The sequence below is a fragment of the Pseudomonas sp. ML2-2023-6 genome, assembly GCF_037055265.1.
GTDB classification, from domain to species: domain Bacteria; phylum Pseudomonadota; class Gammaproteobacteria; order Pseudomonadales; family Pseudomonadaceae; genus Aquipseudomonas; species Aquipseudomonas kulmbachensis.
Window position 1 is genome coordinate 1,667,620 of record NZ_CP146347.1, and the last position, 18,010, is coordinate 1,685,629.

Annotated in this window: 21 protein-coding genes and 1 tRNA gene; 17 read left to right on the forward strand and 5 right to left on the reverse strand. The window is 55.9% G+C overall.

The window, feature by feature from the left end:
• Window positions 1–24: 24 nt before the first annotated feature.
• The 4 genes from V6L79_RS07740 to V6L79_RS07755 form a co-directional block, all read right to left on the reverse strand.
• Window positions 25–318 (reverse strand): hypothetical protein, encoded by a 294-nt coding sequence (locus V6L79_RS07740; RefSeq protein WP_338580047.1) that lies wholly within the window; start codon window positions 316–318, stop codon window positions 25–27.
• A 13-nt stretch (window positions 319–331) separates the two neighbouring features.
• On the reverse strand, window positions 332–580 hold the full coding sequence (locus V6L79_RS07745) for a hypothetical protein (RefSeq protein WP_338580048.1): 249 nt from the start codon (window positions 578–580) through the stop codon (window positions 332–334).
• Between the two features lie 1,124 nt (window positions 581–1,704).
• Window positions 1,705–2,520, reverse strand: a complete 816-nt coding sequence (locus V6L79_RS07750; protein ID WP_338580049.1) for a TIR domain-containing protein — start codon at window positions 2,518–2,520, stop codon at window positions 1,705–1,707.
• A 126-nt stretch (window positions 2,521–2,646) separates the two neighbouring features.
• Window positions 2,647–2,731 (reverse strand) — tRNA-Leu (locus V6L79_RS07755).
• 106 nt (window positions 2,732–2,837) lie between these two features.
• On the opposite strand from V6L79_RS07755, the gene queA reads away from it, so the two are divergent.
• The 6 genes from queA to V6L79_RS07785 all read left to right on the forward strand — a co-directional run bounded on the left by queA (window position 2,838) and on the right by V6L79_RS07785 (window position 8,915).
• Window positions 2,838–3,899: a tRNA preQ1(34) S-adenosylmethionine ribosyltransferase-isomerase QueA gene (queA, locus tag V6L79_RS07760; RefSeq protein ID WP_261741049.1), complete on the forward strand. Its 1,062-nt coding sequence runs from the start codon at window positions 2,838–2,840 to the stop codon at window positions 3,897–3,899.
• A gap of 11 nt (window positions 3,900–3,910) precedes the next feature.
• Window positions 3,911–5,026: a tRNA guanosine(34) transglycosylase Tgt gene (tgt, locus tag V6L79_RS07765; RefSeq protein WP_261742376.1), complete on the forward strand. Its 1,116-nt coding sequence runs from the start codon at window positions 3,911–3,913 to the stop codon at window positions 5,024–5,026.
• Window positions 5,027–5,068: 42 nt separating this feature from the next.
• Complete coding sequence (gene yajC / locus V6L79_RS07770; protein ID WP_003443398.1) at window positions 5,069–5,407, forward strand: preprotein translocase subunit YajC; 339 nt, start codon at window positions 5,069–5,071, stop codon at window positions 5,405–5,407.
• A 66-nt stretch (window positions 5,408–5,473) separates the two neighbouring features.
• Complete coding sequence (gene secD, locus V6L79_RS07775) at window positions 5,474–7,342, forward strand: protein translocase subunit SecD (RefSeq protein ID WP_261741050.1); 1,869 nt, start codon at window positions 5,474–5,476, stop codon at window positions 7,340–7,342.
• Between the two features lie 9 nt (window positions 7,343–7,351).
• Complete coding sequence (gene secF, locus V6L79_RS07780) at window positions 7,352–8,266, forward strand: protein translocase subunit SecF (protein ID WP_261741051.1); 915 nt, start codon at window positions 7,352–7,354, stop codon at window positions 8,264–8,266.
• Between the two features lie 121 nt (window positions 8,267–8,387).
• A complete protein-coding gene (locus V6L79_RS07785) occupies window positions 8,388–8,915 on the forward strand; it encodes a glycine zipper 2TM domain-containing protein (protein ID WP_261741052.1) in 528 nt (175 codons plus the stop codon).
• A 108-nt stretch (window positions 8,916–9,023) separates the two neighbouring features.
• Here V6L79_RS07785 and suhB read toward each other — a convergent pair whose 3' ends face one another.
• Window positions 9,024–9,839: an inositol-phosphate phosphatase gene (suhB, locus tag V6L79_RS07790; protein ID WP_026013996.1), complete on the reverse strand. Its 816-nt coding sequence runs from the start codon at window positions 9,837–9,839 to the stop codon at window positions 9,024–9,026.
• A 144-nt stretch (window positions 9,840–9,983) separates the two neighbouring features.
• On the opposite strand from suhB, the gene trmJ reads away from it, so the two are divergent.
• The 11 genes from trmJ to ndk all read left to right on the forward strand — a co-directional run bounded on the left by trmJ (window position 9,984) and on the right by ndk (window position 18,007).
• Window positions 9,984–10,754: a tRNA (cytosine(32)/uridine(32)-2'-O)-methyltransferase TrmJ gene (gene trmJ / locus V6L79_RS07795; RefSeq protein ID WP_261741053.1), complete on the forward strand. Its 771-nt coding sequence runs from the start codon at window positions 9,984–9,986 to the stop codon at window positions 10,752–10,754.
• Window positions 10,755–10,756: 2 nt separating this feature from the next.
• Window positions 10,757–11,533 (forward strand): serine O-acetyltransferase, encoded by a 777-nt coding sequence (cysE, locus tag V6L79_RS07800; RefSeq protein ID WP_261741054.1) that lies wholly within the window; start codon window positions 10,757–10,759, stop codon window positions 11,531–11,533.
• 278 nt (window positions 11,534–11,811) lie between these two features.
• A complete protein-coding gene (iscR, locus tag V6L79_RS07805; protein ID WP_261741055.1) occupies window positions 11,812–12,303 on the forward strand; it encodes a Fe-S cluster assembly transcriptional regulator IscR in 492 nt (163 codons plus the stop codon).
• Between the two features lie 49 nt (window positions 12,304–12,352).
• Window positions 12,353–13,567 carry an IscS subfamily cysteine desulfurase gene (locus V6L79_RS07810; RefSeq protein WP_261741056.1) on the forward strand — a complete coding sequence of 405 codons (1,215 nt, stop codon included), beginning with the start codon at window positions 12,353–12,355 and terminating at the stop codon, window positions 13,565–13,567.
• Between the two features lie 95 nt (window positions 13,568–13,662).
• Entirely contained in the window at window positions 13,663–14,049 is a 387-nt protein-coding gene (gene iscU, locus V6L79_RS07815) for a Fe-S cluster assembly scaffold IscU (RefSeq protein WP_261741057.1), read from the forward strand.
• Window positions 14,050–14,115: 66 nt separating this feature from the next.
• On the forward strand, window positions 14,116–14,439 hold the full coding sequence (gene iscA, locus V6L79_RS07820) for an iron-sulfur cluster assembly protein IscA (RefSeq protein WP_048359112.1): 324 nt from the start codon (window positions 14,116–14,118) through the stop codon (window positions 14,437–14,439).
• 8 nt (window positions 14,440–14,447) lie between these two features.
• Window positions 14,448–14,969 carry a co-chaperone HscB gene (hscB, locus tag V6L79_RS07825; RefSeq protein ID WP_261742377.1) on the forward strand — a complete coding sequence of 174 codons (522 nt, stop codon included), beginning with the start codon at window positions 14,448–14,450 and terminating at the stop codon, window positions 14,967–14,969.
• 50 nt (window positions 14,970–15,019) lie between these two features.
• A complete protein-coding gene (gene hscA / locus V6L79_RS07830) occupies window positions 15,020–16,882 on the forward strand; it encodes a Fe-S protein assembly chaperone HscA (RefSeq protein WP_261741058.1) in 1,863 nt (620 codons plus the stop codon).
• A 3-nt stretch (window positions 16,883–16,885) separates the two neighbouring features.
• Window positions 16,886–17,227, forward strand: coding sequence for an ISC system 2Fe-2S type ferredoxin (fdx, locus tag V6L79_RS07835; RefSeq protein ID WP_003443365.1), 342 nt, complete (start codon window positions 16,886–16,888; stop codon window positions 17,225–17,227).
• 59 nt (window positions 17,228–17,286) lie between these two features.
• Window positions 17,287–17,487, forward strand: coding sequence for a Fe-S cluster assembly protein IscX (gene iscX, locus V6L79_RS07840; protein WP_016779607.1), 201 nt, complete (start codon window positions 17,287–17,289; stop codon window positions 17,485–17,487).
• A 94-nt stretch (window positions 17,488–17,581) separates the two neighbouring features.
• Window positions 17,582–18,007 carry a nucleoside-diphosphate kinase gene (gene ndk, locus V6L79_RS07845; protein WP_003443361.1) on the forward strand — a complete coding sequence of 142 codons (426 nt, stop codon included), beginning with the start codon at window positions 17,582–17,584 and terminating at the stop codon, window positions 18,005–18,007.
• Window positions 18,008–18,010: the final 3 nt, after the last annotated feature.

Consider the following 18,010-nt stretch of genomic DNA (forward strand, 5'->3'; position numbering starts at 1 on the left):
TATTCCTCACGTTCGTGCCTTTTATTAAAGTCGGCACCACCAAGACTGTGCATAAGCACAACCGTCGATGTATTCAATGCCGCTGAGTACAAAGCCAGTCCCGGCCATTCCTGAAAGAGTCGCGTCCAGTAGCTGGGGCAGGGGATCCGGCTCAAGAGGCATGCCCACTTCTACGCGGGCAATGTTCGAGCTACGACCGAGCTCAGTGCTGACTCCAGCATTCACCATCACGTTCCCCTTGATCGCCGTATAGCGCCGCCGTTCTTTGGGATCGAGCGCTACGCCAAGACGTCGCATTGGGGTCACCAGCATATGCATGAGGCAGCCCTACCTATTCGACCAGGTGATCAATCAGCGATTCGATGGCATAAGCCAGTGCCCCGTCGGCCTGTTCCAGGAGATCACTTAGATCGTCACCATCGATCACATAAGCCTTATGCAGGGAATGGGCTTGATCGAGCAGCGCCTTGTGGTGAGTACCAGGTGCGGTAAGCAACGCGGCTTCGTCACGCAGCAAATCGTACCACTTCGCTAGTGCGGCGACCTTCCTGGTAGGGGGTTCGATATGTTCCGGGATCATCGTCGGTACCCTCAGTTCAAAGTAGATAGCTGTATGTGCATACAGTATAAATCAATGGGCCAGTGTTCCAACAATCGTCCGATGAAGCGCTGCCCAATCCCACCAGGTGCTGCGCACGAAAATCGTGGGGTCGAAGAAAAATACGGAAGAAAAAGCACTTATCCCCCTCCCGCCGACGGGCCTTGCGTCCTTTTTTTGTGCAAATCCGGATGTAGTGCAAACGATCCTGCAGCCCAGGCGGGCCGTGGGGCTCTGCAGGCGATCGGCCATTGCACAGAGTGCAAAGTTGTGAAGGGAAATGCAGTGCGGTTGCACGGCGGCACTCAGGGCGGTCACGGACGGGGTGGCGCTGGAACCCCCGGTTTCATTGGGTGGAAACTTTTAAAACGTGGGTTTCGAAGGGTTTTCAAAAACGTGCTCGATCTTTTTTGAGCGGAGATTGATGGTGTGCGAAGAGAGGCTGAATTCTCTGCAAGCCATGACTGGCGGGGGCTGTAGCGAATTTGATGGATTTCACAGAGCTGAACACGATCTGTAACTTGGTTCGCCTTTATGCAGCCTGCCAAGGCTCCATGAAAAAATGTCGTTTTATTGAGATTGATTCTTAAGTGGAGGGTGGTCGTTTCAAAAAGAGCGATATCAGCTATACGGGGGTGGGAATGGGTCTGGAGGCCCCGATTTTGCTGGGCTCTCGGTATTACAAGGGAAGGTAATATGAAGCGATATGAAAAGTAATATTTCTGCCAAACCCCCGTATTCATTGGGTTTTAAAGAATGGAAATATAGCTTTATAGAAAAGTAATAATATCGCCTTCCTATCGCTTAAATATCGCCTTTCCTCAAAAGCTCTGGAGGCCTTGATCTACAAGGGTTGTAGCTGATTTTCGGAGGGGATGTTACTAATATTACTATTTTTTCCGACCCCCACAGATTTTCGGAACTGCCCCCTAGGAGGGGTGTTGGGCCGGATCTCGACCGTCTGTTTGCAAGCGTGTATGTAAGGGGGGCAGATGCGCGGACACTCACTGCGGGCTTGAGAAATCGGGCCTATCACTGGTCGCCTATCACGCTGCCCTATCTAGAACTCTCGCTCTTTCACGATCCGCAGGCTGCCATGTTTCCGCTCACTTTTTCATAAGAGCTGCTGGGCTGGCAGGCAAGAGCAGTCCACTGGCCATAACATCAGTTTTAAGAATGATGTCGCTAACATTACGGATAAAATAATCACCAAACCCGTAGCCCCTGAAGCCTAAACCTGGCCCATTCCTATCTTCTGTCAATGCAGGCCTATCAGGCATGGCAGGCCACTTAGCTTCGCTACGGCGGCTCACAACTACTAACCGCTGACATCCGTTTTTGCAGGTGTAAATGGTCTCGGCATCATCCTGCGATATCTTCGCTTCATTAAGATTTTGCTCGGAGTGACAGGCTGGGCATGTGGTTATTACGTCGCCGTCTTTGCCCTGGAGTTTTTGTTTCGTGAAGACGTCTTGAACCCTCACGATTTCGAACACGATGCCGTGAGCCTTGTTGTATTCGCGGACTTTGATCACCAAGGATTCGACAATTTTCTCAACTGGAAACCGACGGAAGTCGAGGTATCCAGTTGTGCCGAGGACGCCGTCGATTTCTGTATCGTCCAGGCGCAGCGGAAGAATGTATTCACTACTTTCAGCGAAGGCACGGGCCTGGGCGGCCCGTCGCTCATGGTTCGTCCATTGCTTTTTCGCGTAATGCTCGGATATCAACATCAAGCAATACTTCGATTCATCCTTATAGACCTTCGATAGGTGGGTGTAGAGATCCTTACCCCACAGGTCGGCTTGTTCATATTCGTCGTAAAACACGTTTAGTCCGGTCAAGACGAGGGAAGCGGCGAGCTCCTGAGCTACGGGTCGATCTTCGCCGGCGAACGAGATTGCAACGTCATATTTAGGCACTGTCTTGCTCCATTCCGTTTGGACCAGTAACCCCAATCGATAAACGAGCAATCTCGATCGTGTTACGCCACATTTACGCCAGACGAAAAAAAAGTCCTTGATAATCAAGGACTTTCTTCATTGTGATGGTGCCCCGAGGGAGACTCGAACTCCCACTTCTTTCGAAAACGGATTTTGAATCCGCCGCGTCTACCAATTCCGCCATCAGGGCTCAATGGCGGCGAAGTATAGAGATGAGATTTAGGTCGGTCAACAACTTATTGGTCTATTTTTACTAAGTCCGTTAAACTCCCCGGCCCTGCTAGACGAAACCTATCATGCGCGTTGCTGACTTTACTTTCGAACTCCCTGATTCGCTCATCGCACGCCATCCTTTGGCGGAGCGCCGCAACAGTCGCCTGCTGACCCTGGACGGGGAGAGCGGCGTACTGGCACATCGTCAATTCACTGATTTGCTTGAGCATTTACGCCCGGGCGACTTGATGGTGTTTAACAATACCCGGGTGATTCCGGCTCGCTTGTTTGGCCAAAAAGCCTCGGGCGGCAAGCTGGAAATTCTGGTTGAGCGGGTGCTCGACAGTCACCGGGTGCTGGCGCATGTGCGCTCCAGCAAGTCGCCAAAACCAGGCTCGAAGATCCTGATTGACGGTGGTGGCGAAGCCGAGATGTTGGCGCGCCACGATGCGTTGTTCGAGCTGGGCTTTGCCGAAGAGGTTCTGCCGTTGCTGGACCGTGTCGGGCATATGCCGTTGCCGCCTTATATCGATCGCCCGGACGAAGGTTCAGACCGCGAGCGTTATCAGACGGTCTACGCACAACGCCTGGGTGCCGTAGCGGCACCGACGGCGGGGCTGCATTTTGATGAGCCGCTGATGCAGGCCATCGCTGCCAAAGGCGTCGATACGGCATTTGTGACTTTGCACGTGGGGGCGGGTACGTTCCAGCCGGTGCGGGTCGAGCGCCTTGAAGATCACCATATGCACACCGAATGGCTTGAAGTTGGCCAGGATGTGGTCGACGCCGTGGCTGCGTGCCGGGCGCGTGGCGGGCGAGTGATTGCCGTGGGTACCACCAGCGTGCGTTCGCTGGAAAGTGCTGCCCGTGATGGCGTGCTCAAGCCGTTCAGTGGCGATACCGATATCTTTATTTTCCCGGGTCGACCGTTTCATGTGGTCGATGCTTTGGTGACCAATTTCCATTTGCCGGAATCCACGCTGCTGATGCTGGTTTCGGCGTTCGCCGGTTATCCCGAAACCATGGCGGCCTACAAGGCTGCGGTTGAGCATGGGTACCGCTTCTTTAGTTACGGTGATGCAATGTTCATCACCCGCAATCCTGCGCCGACGGCTCCTGCCCCGGCCCCAGAGGATCAAGCATGAGCAACTGTCGTATGTCTTTCGAGCTACTTGCCACCGATGGCAAGGCTCGTCGCGGTCGTTTGACCTTTCCCCGTGGCGTGGTTGAAACCCCGGCGTTCATGCCGGTCGGTACCTACGGCACGGTCAAGGGCATGCTGCCGCGCGATATCGTCGATACCGGCGCGCAGATGATTTTGGGTAACACCTTTCACCTGTGGCTGCGCCCTGGCACTGAAGTCATCAAGAAGCACGGCGACCTGCACGACTTCATGAAGTGGCAAGGTCCGATCCTGACGGATTCGGGCGGTTTCCAGGTGTTCAGCCTGGGCGCCATGCGCAAGATCAAGGAAGAAGGCGTGACTTTCGCCTCGCCGGTCGATGGCGCCAAGGTGTTCATGGGCCCGGAAGAGTCGATGCAGGTCCAGCGTGACCTGGGCTCGGACGTGGTGATGATTTTTGACGAATGTACCCCGTACCCGGCTGACGAAGACGTGGCGCGTATCTCCATGGAGCTGTCGTTGCGCTGGGCTCAGCGTTCTAAAAATGCCCATGGCGACAACACCGCGGCGTTGTTCGGTATCGTTCAGGGCGGCATGCACCAGGAATTGCGCAAGCGTTCACTGGACGGTCTGGACAAGATCGGCTTTGACGGCCTGGCCATCGGCGGTTTGTCGGTAGGCGAGCCCAAGCATGAAATGATCAAGGTGCTGGACTATCTGCCTGCGATGATGCCGGCTGACAAACCTCGTTACCTTATGGGGGTTGGCAAGCCAGAAGATCTCGTTGAGGGTGTGCGCCGCGGTGTGGACATGTTCGATTGCGTGATGCCAACCCGCAATGCCCGCAACGGGCATCTGTTTATCGACACCGGTGTAATCAAGATCCGCAATGCGTTCCATCGCCATGATGATTCGTCGCTGGATCCGACTTGCGACTGCTACACCTGCCAGAACTTCTCCCGCGCTTATCTGCATCATCTGGACAAGTGCGGCGAAATGCTGGGGAGCATGCTCAATACCATCCACAATTTGCGGCACTATCAGGTGCTCATGGCTGGTTTGCGCGAGGCTATTCAACAGGGTACATTGGCCACCTTTGTCGACGCCTTCTATGCCAAGCGCGGGCTGCCTGTGCCGCCTTTGGACTGAGTTTCGGACCTTTAAGAAACAACATTGCAACTGGAGTGCTTCATGAGCTTTTTCATCTCTTCCGCTTTCGCGGACGCTGCTGCACCTGCCGCTGCTGGCCCTATGGGTGGTGGTTTTGAATGGATTTTCCTGGTCGGCTTCCTGGTCATCTTCTATCTGATGATCTGGCGTCCACAGGCCAAGCGCGCTAAAGAGCAGAAAGCCCTGCTGGGTAACCTGCAAAAAGGCGACGAGATCGTGACCACTGGCGGTATCGCCGGCAAAATCGTCAAGGTTTCCGATGCTTTTGTTGTTATCGAAGTGTCTGACACTGTCGAGTTGAAAATTCAGAAAGGCTCTGTTGCAGCCACGTTGCCTAAAGGCACGCTGAAAGCGATCTAAGTTTCAACTTTTAACAATCGACGGGGCGCGCAAGGCGCCCCGCGTTTTAAGCGGGCGGCGTGATTGATGCTGAACAAATACCCTCTGTGGAAATACATACTGATCCTGGCAGTGCTGGCGATCGGTTTTATTTATTCCGCTCCCAATCTGTACCCTGATGATCCGGCTATCCAAGTGTCGGGTGCGAGCACGGCCCTGCAGGTCACTCAAGCTGATCTGGATCGCGCAAGCAAGGCGCTGACGGATGCAGGCATTGCTGTGAAGGGCGCTTCCCTGGCCCAGAATGGCAAAGGTGGTTTGCTGCGTCTGGTCAAGAAAGACGACCAGCTGCCGGCAAAGGATGTCGTACGCAAGGCCCTGGGCGACGACTATGTCGTAGCGCTCAACCTGGCACAGACCACGCCTCAATGGTTGCGTAGTCTGGGTGCTCACCCAATGAAACTGGGTCTGGACTTGTCGGGTGGTGTGCACTTCCTGCTGGAAGTGGACATGGACAAAGCTGTCGATGCACGTATGAAAGTGTACGAAGGCGATGTCAAAAGCCTGCTGCGTAAAGAGAAAGTGCGTTATCGCAGCCTGCCGCAACTCAACGGTGCCATTCAGTTGGGCTTTACTGATGAAGCAACTCGTGAGCAAGCGCGTGGCCTGATCCGCAAGAGCTTCAATGACTTCGACATTACCGCTGCAGACCTGAACGGTCAGCCGGTTCTACGTCTGGCGATGACCCCGGCCAAGCTGGCGGAAATCCGTGAATATTCCATCAAGCAAAACCTGACAACCGTCCGTAACCGGGTCAACGAGTTGGGTGTTGCCGAGCCTTTGGTTCAGCGTCAGGGTGCCAACCGCATCGTGGTTGAGCTGCCAGGCGTACAAGACACCGCCGAAGCCAAGCGTATCCTGGGCAAGACGGCCAACCTTGAGTTCCGTCTGGCTGCTGAGCCGGGCGCTTCCAAAGCCACTTCCGAAACCTTCGAGTTCCGTGAAGGCAACCGTCCTACGGCTCAGATCGAGCGTGGCCTGATCATCACGGGTGACCAGGTAACCGACGCCCAGGCAGGTTTTGACGAGCACGGCCGGCCACAGGTGAACATCAAGCTTGATGGTCATGGTGGCGAGCTGATGAGCCGTTCCACTCGTAGCAACGTTGGCCGCAGCATGGCGGTAATCTTCATCGAGCAGAAGCCGGTGACGACTTACGTCAAGAAAGTGGTTGATGGTGTTGAGAAGGACGTACCGGTTCAGTCGTTCAAGGAAGAGAAAAAAATCATCAGCCTGGCGACCATTCAGTCGCCGCTGGGCAGTCAGTTCCGGATTACCGGTCTGAATGGCCAGGGTGAAGCTTCGGAGCTGGCTCTGCTGTTGCGTGCCGGTGGTCTGGCGGCGCCAATGTACTTCGCTGAAGAGCGCACTATTGGTCCGAGCCTGGGTGCTGACAACATTACCAAGGGTATTGATGCATCGCTGTGGGGCATGTTGTTTGTGTCGATCTTCATCATCGCCATCTACCGCTTCTTCGGTGTGATCGCGACGGTGGCGCTGGCGGGCAACATGGTCTTGCTGCTGGCTCTGATGTCGGTGCTGGGTGCAACCCTGACGCTTCCGGGTATTGCCGGTATCGTGTTGACGATGGGTATGGCGGTCGATGCCAACGTACTGATCTTCTCGCGGATACGTGAAGAAATTGCCAATGGCATGACAGTGCAGCGGGCTATCAACGAAGGCTTCAGTCGTGCCTTTACAGCGATTGTCGACTCCAACCTGACAACTCTGCTGGTCGGCGGGATCCTCTTCGCCATGGGTACTGGGCCGGTTAAAGGCTTTGCAGTGACCATGTCTCTGGGGATCTTTACCTCGATGTTCACGGCCATTATGGTCACCCGCGCACTGGTTAACCTGGTGTATGGCGGTCGGGACTTCAAGAAGTTGTGGATTTAAGGGGCTGCCATGTTACGTACAATCAACTTCATGGGCGTTCGCAACATTGCGTTCGGCGCCACTGTACTGCTTACCGTGCTGGCCTTGTTCAGCATGTTCCACAAGGGCATGAACTACGGCCTGGACTTCACCGGCGGTACGCTCATCGAGCTGACCTACGAGAAGCCGGCTGATTTGACCAAGGTGCGTACCGAGCTGGCTTCGGCCGGTTTCCACGATGCTGTGGTGCAGAGCTTTGGTGCGACAACTGACTTGCTGGTGCGTATGCCTGGTGACGACCCGTTGCTGGGTAACAAGGTAGCGGCTGCGCTGGGTCAGGCAGACACGGCCAACCCGGCAGTCATCAAGCGCGTCGAGTTCGTTGGTCCGCAGGTAGGTGAAGAGCTGCGCGACCAGGGCGGCCTTGGCATGCTGATGGCGCTGGGCGGCATCATGCTGTACCTGGCCTTCCGCTTTCAGTGGAAGTTCGCGGTCGGCGCGATCGTGTCTCTGGTTCACGACGTGATCGTGACCATGGGCATCCTGTCCTGGTTCCAGATTACCTTCGACCTGACGGTGTTGGCGGCGGTGCTGGCAATCATCGGTTACTCGCTCAACGACACCATTGTGGTGTTTGACCGGGTGCGGGAGAACTTCCGCGTGCTGCGCAAGGCCACTCTGGTCGAGAACATCAACATCTCGACTACGCAAACCCTGCTGCGCACCATGGCGACTTCGATCTCCACCTTGCTGGCAATTGCTGCGCTGCTGATCTTCGGTGGCGATAACTTGTGGGGCTTCTCGATTGCACTGTTTGTGGGTGTATTGGCGGGTACTTACTCGTCGATCTACATCGCCAACGTGGTGCTGATCTGGTTGAACCTCAGTGCCGAGGATCTGATCCCGCCTGTGGCGAGTGAAAAAGAGATTGATGACCGTCCGTAACGGGTAGTTATCGACAAGGTTGTACCAAAAAGGCGCGAGTATTGAACTCGCGCCTTTTTTTGTGCTCCAAGGCTGGGAGTAGCGTGGGACTGTTCCCACTTGTGATGGTCTGGAGGTTCACGTGAACAAGTCTTTGCTGGTGGGTGCTGTATTGGGTGCTGTCGGTGTGACTGCCGGAGGTGCTTTCGCGACCTACAGCTTGGTAAAAGCTCCTGATGCTGCGCAGGTTCTGGCTGTGGTGCCGGTCAACCAGCAGATCAAGACACCGCGTGAGGTGTGCAAGGATGTGGCTGTGACACGTCAGGCGCCGGTCAAGGATCAGCATCAGATCGTTGGTAGCGTGATCGGTGCGGTGGCGGGCGGTTTGCTGGGTAATCAGATTGGTGGCGGTACCGGCAAGAAAATTGCCACGGTAGCCGGTGCGGTCGGCGGTGGTTATGCGGGGAACAAGGTGCAGGAAGGCATGCAGGAGCGTGATACCTACACTACGACCCAGACGCGCTGTAATACGGTCAACGACATCAGCAGCAAGGTCGTCGGCTACGACGTGCGTTATTCGCTTAATGGCAAGGAAGGCAAGGTGCGGATGGATCACGAGCCAGGCAAGGAAATTGCCGTGGACAAGCAGGGTCAGCTGATTCTGAATTAAGCCGCAGTCTGCCTTTTTTGTGGGGGTGGGCTTGCTGGTGATGTTGAGAGTAAATACTGGCCAAAAAAAAGCACCCCGAAGGGTGCTTTTTTTATGTCCGAATTTCGCTTAGCGTTTCAGCGAGGCCGGCAGGTGTGGCTGGATTGCGGTCAGAACAGCTTTGAAGCACTTGGTGTTGCCGGCAACGATGTGACCTTTTTCAAGGAAGTCGTGGCTACCGGTGAAGTCACTGACCAGGCCGCCGGCTTCTTGGATCAGCAGTGCGCCTGCAGCCATGTCCCACTCGGACAGGCCCGACTCCCAGAATGCATCAAAACGCCCGGCAGCAACGTAAGCCAGGTCCAGGCTGGCAGCGCCTGCGCGGCGGATACCGGCAGTCTGGCCAACCAGGCTGCGGAACATGCCCAGGTAGTTGTCCAGGTTGTCCATCTGGTTGTCGCGGAACGGGAAGCCAGTGCCCAGCAGGGCGCCTTCGAGGCTGGTGCGGCCGCTTACGCGCAGACGACGACCGTTCAGTTGGGCGCCACGGCCACGGCTGGCGGTGAACTCTTCCTGGCGAACCGGGTCGAGAACCACTGCGTGCTCAAGGCGGCCACGGTATTTACAAGCGATGCTGACGGCGAAGTGTGGAACGCCGCGCAGGAAGTTGGTGGTGCCATCCAGTGGGTCGATGATCCACAGGTAGTCTTCACCTTCACCGCTGCCTGGGTGCATGCCGGTTTCTTCACCGAGGATGCCGTGCGTCGGGTAGGCCTTGCGCAGGGCGTCGATGATTTTCTGTTCAGCAGCACGATCGACTTCAGAGACGTAATCCTTGGCGTCTTTTTCGTCAACCTTGATGGTATCCAGGCGCTCGATGGAGCGGAAAATCAATTCACTGGCGCTGCGGGCGGCGCGCAGCGCGATATTCAGCATGGGCTGCATGGACGTTTCACCTAAGGTTGTTAAAGAAAGCCGAATATTCTATCAGAAAACTTTGGTAGATGAAGGTTTGCGTTAGCTTTCGTAGCTTATGGCGTTTTGCTTAGGTAAGATTTGCACCCTTTTGCTGGTCTGTGAGCGCTTCCTTTGCTGCCTAATATTCGTGTCGTTCTGGTCAATACCAGCCATCCCGGGAACATCGGCGGTGCTGCGCGTGCCATGAAAAACATGGGATTGACGCGGCTGGTGCTGGTGGAGCCAAGAGTGTTTCCGCACCATGAGGCTGATGCGCGGGCGTCGGGGGCGGGTGACATTCTTGAGAATGCACAAGTCGTTGCGACCCTCGAAGATGCCCTGGTTGGTTGTAATCTGGTGCTGGGCACCAGTGCTCGAGATCGTCGTATCCCCTGGCCACTGCTGGATCCTCGCGAGTGCGGGCAAAAAGTGGTTGAGGAGGCGGCGCAAGGTGCTGAAATTGCGTTGGTGTTTGGTCGTGAAGACTCCGGCCTGACCAATGACGAGTTGCAGCGCTGTCACTTTCATGTGCATATCCCGTCGGATCCTGAGTTCAGCTCGCTGAATCTGGGCGCGGCCGTGCAAGTCTTGAGCTACGAAATCCGCATGTCTTGGCTGGCGGCTCAGGGGCAGCCGAGCAAGGTCGAGAAGGATGAGGTGGCGTCCACTAAAAGTGGCGAGTTGGCAACCATGGATGAGCTGGAGCGCTTTTACGAGCATCTGGAGCAAACGCTGGTAGCTATTGAGTTCCTTGATCCGGAAAAGCCGCGTCACCTGATGGCGCGCTTGCGTCGACTGTACGGGCGTAGCTCCGTTAGTCGGGCAGAAATGAACATTTTGCGTGGCATTCTCACCGAAACCCAAAAAGCAGCCCGTGGCGAGCTGCTCAAGCGCAAGGATTAAAGATGTTCGAGCGTCTGCGTGAAGATATCCAAAGTGTGTTTCATCGTGATCCTGCAGCGCGCAACGCTTTCGAGGTGTTGACGTGCTATCCGGGGATGCATGCGATCTGGATTCACCGCTTGTCGAGGCTGCTGTGGCAGGCTGGCTGGAAGTGGCTGGCACGTCTGGTGTCGAACTTCGGACGCTGGCTGACCGGGATCGAAATTCATCCGGGGGCCAAGGTGGGGCGTCGATTCTTTATCGATCACGGTATGGGTATTGTGATCGGCGAGACCGCCGAGATCGGTGATGACGTAACCCTCTATCAGGGTGTGACGCTGGGCGGCACAAGCTGGAACAAGGGCAAGCGCCACCCGACGCTGGGAGATGGCGTTGTGGTCGGGGCGGGCGCCAAGGTCTTGGGGCCGTTCACGGTGGGTGCCGGGGCCAAGGTTGGTTCCAATGCGGTGGTGACCAAGGCGGTTCCGGCGGGTGCGACTGTGGTGGGCATTCCGGGGCGGATCATTGTCAAAAGCGATGATGAGGTCGAGGCCAAGCGCAAGGCGATGGCCGAGAAAATCGGTTTTGATGCCTATGGCGTCGGTGAGGACATGCCGGATCCGGTGGCGCGTGCCATTGGTCAGTTGCTGGATCACTTGCAGGCGGTCGACGGCAAGCTTGATGGGATGTGCGGTGCGCTCAAGGATCTGGGTAGCCCTTACTGTGCGAAAGATCTGCCTGAGCTGCGCGAAGAAGACTTCGCCTGCGTCAAGGACAAGGACGAAAGCAAGGCGGTGTGAAGCTGCTGTAGCCGCTGCCGCAGGCTGCGATCGAGCGCGAAGCGGTCGTGCTTTTGAGGTCGAAGGAAAGTCCTGTGGCCTTTGTCGCAGCCTCCGGCAGTGGCTACAGGGTTTGACGAGTGTTTGGCGTGGCTCCATGTGCCATTACGCCGCAGACCCTGCTACAATACGCGCGCTCTTTTGCGGGTAATCCCGACTAAAGTACTAGGTCTAATAGTTGACTTAAATAGTCGGGAATAGCATACTCGTCTCCATTCCGAATTCCGTGGTACCTGTCCATGAGACTGACTACAAAAGGCCGTTACGCCGTAACTGCAATGCTCGATTTGGCGTTGCACGCACAGCACGGGCCGGTGTCCCTGGCCGATATTTCCGAGCGCCAAGGCATCTCTCTTTCCTACCTTGAGCAACTGTTTGCCAAATTGCGCCGCAGCAGCCTGGTTTCCAGTGTGCGTGGCCCGGGTGGCGGCTATCAGCTGTCGCGCGACATGCAGGGCATCCAGGTGGCTCAGGTTATTGATGCCGTGAACGAGTCGGTCGACGCAACGCGTTGCCAGGGCCTTGGCGACTGCCATGCCGGCGACACTTGCCTGACCCACCACTTGTGGTGCGACCTCAGCTCGCAAATACACGATTTTCTCAGCGGTATCAGCTTGGCTGACCTTGTCACTCGCCGTGAGGTACAAGAGGTAGCCCAGCGTCAGGATCTGCGCCGCTGTAATGGCAAGGCGCCGCACCTGGATAAGATCGAAGCGTCCGCCGTCGATTGATTGCATAAAAACGACGGTGCGCCAGCCAGCCTGATTTAGGAGATAGTCCATGAAATTGCCAATTTACCTCGATTACTCAGCCACTACCCCGGTTGATCCGCGTGTTGCTCAAAAAATGAGCGATTGCCTGTTGGTTGACGGGAACTTCGGTAACCCGGCTTCGCGTTCCCACGTGTTTGGCTGGAAGGCTGAAGAAGCGGTTGAGAATGGTCGCCGTCAGGTTGCAGATCTGGTTAATGCCGACCCGCGTGAAATTGTCTGGACCTCCGGTGCTACCGAGGCCAACAACCTGGCAATCAAGGGTGCTGCGCATTTCTATGCCACCAAGGGCAAGCACCTGATCACCGACAAGATTGAACACAAGGCCGTCCTCGACACCATGCGTCAGCTGGAGCGCGAAGGCTTTGAAGTGACTTACATCGAGCCGGGCACCGACGGTCTGGTAACGCCAGCCATGGTTGAGGCCGCCATGCGCGACGACACCATTCTGGTTTCGATCATGCATGTGAACAACGAAATCGGCACCATCAACGACATCGCTGCCATTGGTGAGCTGACTCGCTCGCGCGGCGTGTTGTTCCATGTTGATGCGGCACAGTCCACTGGCAAGGTTGAGATCGATCTGGCCAAGCTGAAGGTCGACATGATGTCGTTCTCGGCTCACAAGACCTACGGCCCTAAAGGCATCGGCGCGTTGTACGTAAGCCGCAAGCCTCGCGTGCGTATCGAAGCCACCATGCACGGCGGCGGTCACGAGCGCGGCATGCGTTCGGGCACCTTGGCCACCCACCAGATCGTGGGTATGGGCGAAGCGTTCCAGATTGCCAAAGAAGAGATGGCGGCGGAAAATATCCGTATCAAAGCGTTGAGCGATCGCTTCTTCAAGCAGGTTGAACATCTTGAAGAGCTGTACGTTAACGGCAGCATGACTGCCCGCGTTCCGCACAACCTGAACCTGAGCTTCAACTACGTTGAAGGCGAGTCGCTGATCATGGCGCTCAAGGATTTGGCAGTGTCGTCCGGTTCGGCTTGCACCTCGGCCTCTCTGGAACCGTCCTACGTGTTGCGTGCCCTGGGCCGCAATGACGAATTGGCTCACAGCTCGATTCGTTTCACGTTCGGCCGCTTCACTACCGAAGAAGAAATCGATTACGCCGCGCAGAAGGTTTGCGAGGCTGTCACCAAGTTGCGCGCTCTGTCGCCGCTGTGGGACATGTACAAAGACGGCATCGACATCTCGAAAATCGAATGGGCGGCGCACTAACAATTTAAGTCGCCGTAAGTAGACGCTGTAGCGTAGCGAACAGCAGCTTTTACAGCGTCTCGAGAGCGACTCTCTGATGAGTGAGGATTAGTACCATGGCTTACAGCGAAAAGGTCATTGACCACTACGAGAACCCGCGCAACGTCGGCAAGATGGACGCGGAAGACCCGGATGTCGGTACCGGCATGGTTGGCGCTCCGGCGTGCGGCGACGTGATGCGTTTGCAGATCAAGGTCAACGATCAGGGCATCATTGAAGATGCCAAGTTCAAGACCTATGGTTGCGGTTCGGCAATTGCTTCCAGCTCCCTGGCTACCGAGTGGATGAAAGGCAAGACTCTGGATGAAGCAGAGACCATCAAGAACACTCAGCTGGCCGAAGAACTGGCTCTGCCACCGGTAAAAATTCACTGCTCGGTACTCGCTGAAGACGCCATCAAGGCGGCTGTTCGCGATTACAAGCAGAAGAAAGGTTTGATCTGATCTTCGACCCCGTGCCGGTAACGGCATGAGCGTGGTGAAGATACTGGCGATATGTAAGGAGTCCTGATGGCTATCAGCATGACAGAAGCGGCGGCTCGGCATATTCGTCGTTCCCTTGATGGGCGCGGCAAAGGTGAGGGGATTCGTCTGGGTGTTCGCACCACGGGCTGTTCCGGTCTTGCCTATGTGCTTGAGTTTGTTGACGAGGTTGGCAGCGACGATCAAGTCTTTGAAAGTCATGGCGAAAAAGTGATCATCGATCCTAAAAGCCTGACCTATCTGGACGGGACCGAGCTCGATTTCGCTAAGGAAGGGTTGAACGAAGGTTTCAAGTTCAACAACCCCAACGTGCGCGGTGAATGTGGCTGCGGCGAAAGCTTCAATATCTGAGGCTACTCGTGGGTACTCCTTGTCATTTCGCATTATTTGAACTGCAGCCGGGCTTTTCGCTCGATCTCGAGCAGTTGGCTACGCGCTACCGTGAGTTGGCGCGTGGTGTTCATCCGGACCGGTTTGCTGATGCTTCCGAGCGTGAGCAGCGGCTGGCGCTAGAGCAATCCGCCAACCTCAATGAGGCCTACCAGACGCTCAAGAGCCCACCCAAGCGCGCGCGTTACCTGCTTGCGATGAATGGGCGTGAGATGCCGCTGGAAGTGACGGTGCATGATCCCGAGTTTCTGATGCAGCAGATGCAATGGCGCGAAGAACTTGAAGATTTGCAGGACAGCGCCGATATGGCAGGTATTGCAGCCTTCAAGCGTCGGCTTAAAGTCGCTCAGGATCAATTGAACGACAGCTTCGCTGCTTGCTGGGATGATGCTGCGCAACGTGAACAGGCCGAACGCCTGATGCGGCGCATGCAGTTCCTCGACAAGCTCACTTACGAAGTGCGCCAGTTAGAAGAGCGCCTCGACGATTAACCCCGTGCTGCCCTGGTTGCACGCCTGATTACAGATAAGCCCTGATTACGATGGCCCTACTGCAGATCGCCGAACCCGGCCAAAGTCCTCAACCGCACCAGCGACGTCTGGCTGTGGGGATTGACTTGGGCACTACCAATTCGCTGGTTGCTGCATTGCGCAGCGGTCTTTCCGAGCCTCTGGCTGATGCTGAGGGCAAGGTTATTTTGCCGTCTGCGGTGCGTTATCACGCCGATCGCATCGAGGTGGGTGAGTCTGCTCGTCTGGCGGCTTCCAGTGATCCTTTCAATACCGTGTTGTCGGTCAAGCGCTTGATGGGTCGTGGTCTGTCCGACGTCAAGCAATTGGGCGAGCAGTTGCCTTACCGCTTTGTTGGCGGTGAGTCGCATATGCCGTTTATTGACACCGTGCAGGGTCCTAAAAGCCCGGTAGAGGTGTCGGCCGATATTCTGAAGGTGTTGCGCGAGCGTGCCGAGAAGACCTTGGGCGGCGAATTGGTGGGTGCGGTGATTACCGTTCCGGCTTATTTCGATGATGCCCAGCGTCAGGCTACCAAGGATGCTGCTCGGCTTGCCGGGCTCAATGTGTTGCGTCTGCTTAATGAGCCAACGGCTGCTGCCGTGGCCTATGGTCTGGATCAGCACGCCGAAGGCGTGGTCGCTATCTATGACCTGGGTGGTGGTACGTTCGATATCTCAATCCTGCGTTTGACCGGTGGTGTGTTTGAAGTCCTGGCGACCGGCGGCGATACCGCGTTGGGTGGCGATGACTTTGACCATGCGATTGCCAGCTGGATTGTCGAGCAGGCGGGCTTGTCCGCTGATCTTGATCCGGGCACTCAGCGCGAACTGCTGCAAATTGCCTGTGCGGCCAAAGAAGCTCTGACGAACTCGTCTTCTGTATCGGTTGCCTTTGGCGACTGGCATGCAGAGCTGACCCGTGAAGCCTTTGATGCCCTTATCGAGCCAATGATTGCGCGCAGCCTCAAGGCTTGCCGTCGTGCGGTGCGCGATTCCAACGTTGAGCTGGAAGAAGTCCAGGCAGTGGTGATGGTTGGTGGGTCTACCCGAGTACCTCGGGTGCGCGAAGCTGTAGCTCAGATGTTCGGCCGTCAGCCGCTGACCGATATCGACCCGGATCAAGTGGTCGCCATTGGCGCGGCGATCCAGGCCGATACCTTGGCGGGCAACAAGCGTGATGGTGGCGAACTGCTGCTGCTTGACGTTATTCCGTTGTCGCTGGGTCTTGAGACCATGGGCGGGCTGATGGAAAAGGTCATTCCGCGCAACACCACGATCCCGGTGGCTCGCGCTCAGGACTTCACTACCTATAAAGACGGCCAGACGGCCATGATGATTCATGTGTTGCAAGGTGAGCGCGAACTGATCAGTGATTGCCGTTCCCTTGCACGCTTTGAATTACGCGGTATCCCGCCGATGGTGGCCGGTGCCGCGAAAATTCGCGTGACCTTCCAGGTGGATGCCGATGGCCTGCTGAGTGTGTCGGCTCGCGAGCTGGGTTCAGGCGTTGAAGCCAATATCCAGGTCAAGCCGTCCTACGGTCTGACCGACGGCGAAATTGCCAAAATGCTCAAGGATTCGTTCCAGTACGCCAGTGACGACAAGGTCGCCCGCGTATTGCGTGAGCAGCAGGTGGATGCCCAGCGCCTGATCGAGGCCGTGCAAGCGGCTCTTGAGGTCGATGGTGAACGCTTGCTGGACGCTGAAGAGCGCATGGTCATTGAGCTGCAAATGCAGGAATTGTCCGAATTGTTGAAAGGCACCGATGGTTATGCCATCGAGCAGCAGACCAAGCGTCTGTCGCAAGTGACTGATGCCTTTGCTGCCCGTCGCATGGACTTGACCGTCAAGGCCGCCCTTGCGGGTCGCAACCTGAATGAAATCGAGGAATAACTGATGCCGCAGATCATTTTTCTGCCACACGCCGAGCATTGCCCGGACGGTATGGTTGTAGAGGCTGAGACCGGCAAGACCATTCTCGAAGTGGCCCACGACAATCACATCGAAATCGAAAGTGCCTGCGGTGGCGTTTGCGCCTGCACCACGTGTCACTGCGTGATTCGCGAGGGTTTTGACTCGCTGAACGAAGCTGACGAGCTGGAAGAGGACTATCTTGATCGGGCATGGGGTCTGGAAGCGACTTCGCGCCTGAGCTGTCAGGCTCGCGTTGGGACTGAAGACATTACCGTCGAGATTCCAAAGTACTCGCTCAACCATGCTGCCGAAGCGCCGCACTGATAACGCTGAACGGCTACAAGGTTTTGAGTGGCCTCAGAATTTGCTTATAAGGAATTGTCATGAGCCTTAAATGGGTTGATGTGCAGGAAATCGCCATACAACTGGCTGAAGCTCACCCGGATGTCGATCCGCTCTCGGTGAATTTCGTCACGCTACGCAATCTGGTCATGGCGCTGCCTGAGTTCGACGATATCCCTGATCGCGGCGGAGAGAAGGTTCTCGAAGCCATTCAGGGTTTGTGGATCGAAGAAGCCGACTAAGCTTGTAATCGACGTAATTATGAAATACCCAAGAACCCGCGTATAATTCGCGGGTTTAATTTTTCGCTTAAATCACTGTTTCTGGAGTTACACCATGGCTGTTCAACGCACTTTCTCCATCATCAAGCCTGACGCTGTTGCAAAAAACGTTATCGGCGAGATCACCACTCGTTTTGAAAAAGCCGGCCTGAAGGTTGTAGCTTCCAAACTGAAGCAACTGTCCAAAGCAGAAGCTGAAGGCTTCTACGCTGAGCACAGCGCTCGTGGCTTCTTCGGCGACCTGGTTGCTTTCATGATCTCCGGTCCAGTTGTTGTTCAGGTTCTGGAAGGCGAAAACGCTATCGCTCTGAACCGTGAGCTGATGGGCGCTACCAACCCTAAAGAAGCAGCTGCTGGCACTATCCGTGCTGACTTCGCTGAATCCATCGACGCTAACGCTGTTCACGGTTCCGATTCTGAAGCAGCTGCTGCTCGTGAAATCTCGTACTTTTTCGCAGCTACTGAAGTAACCACTCGCTAAGTA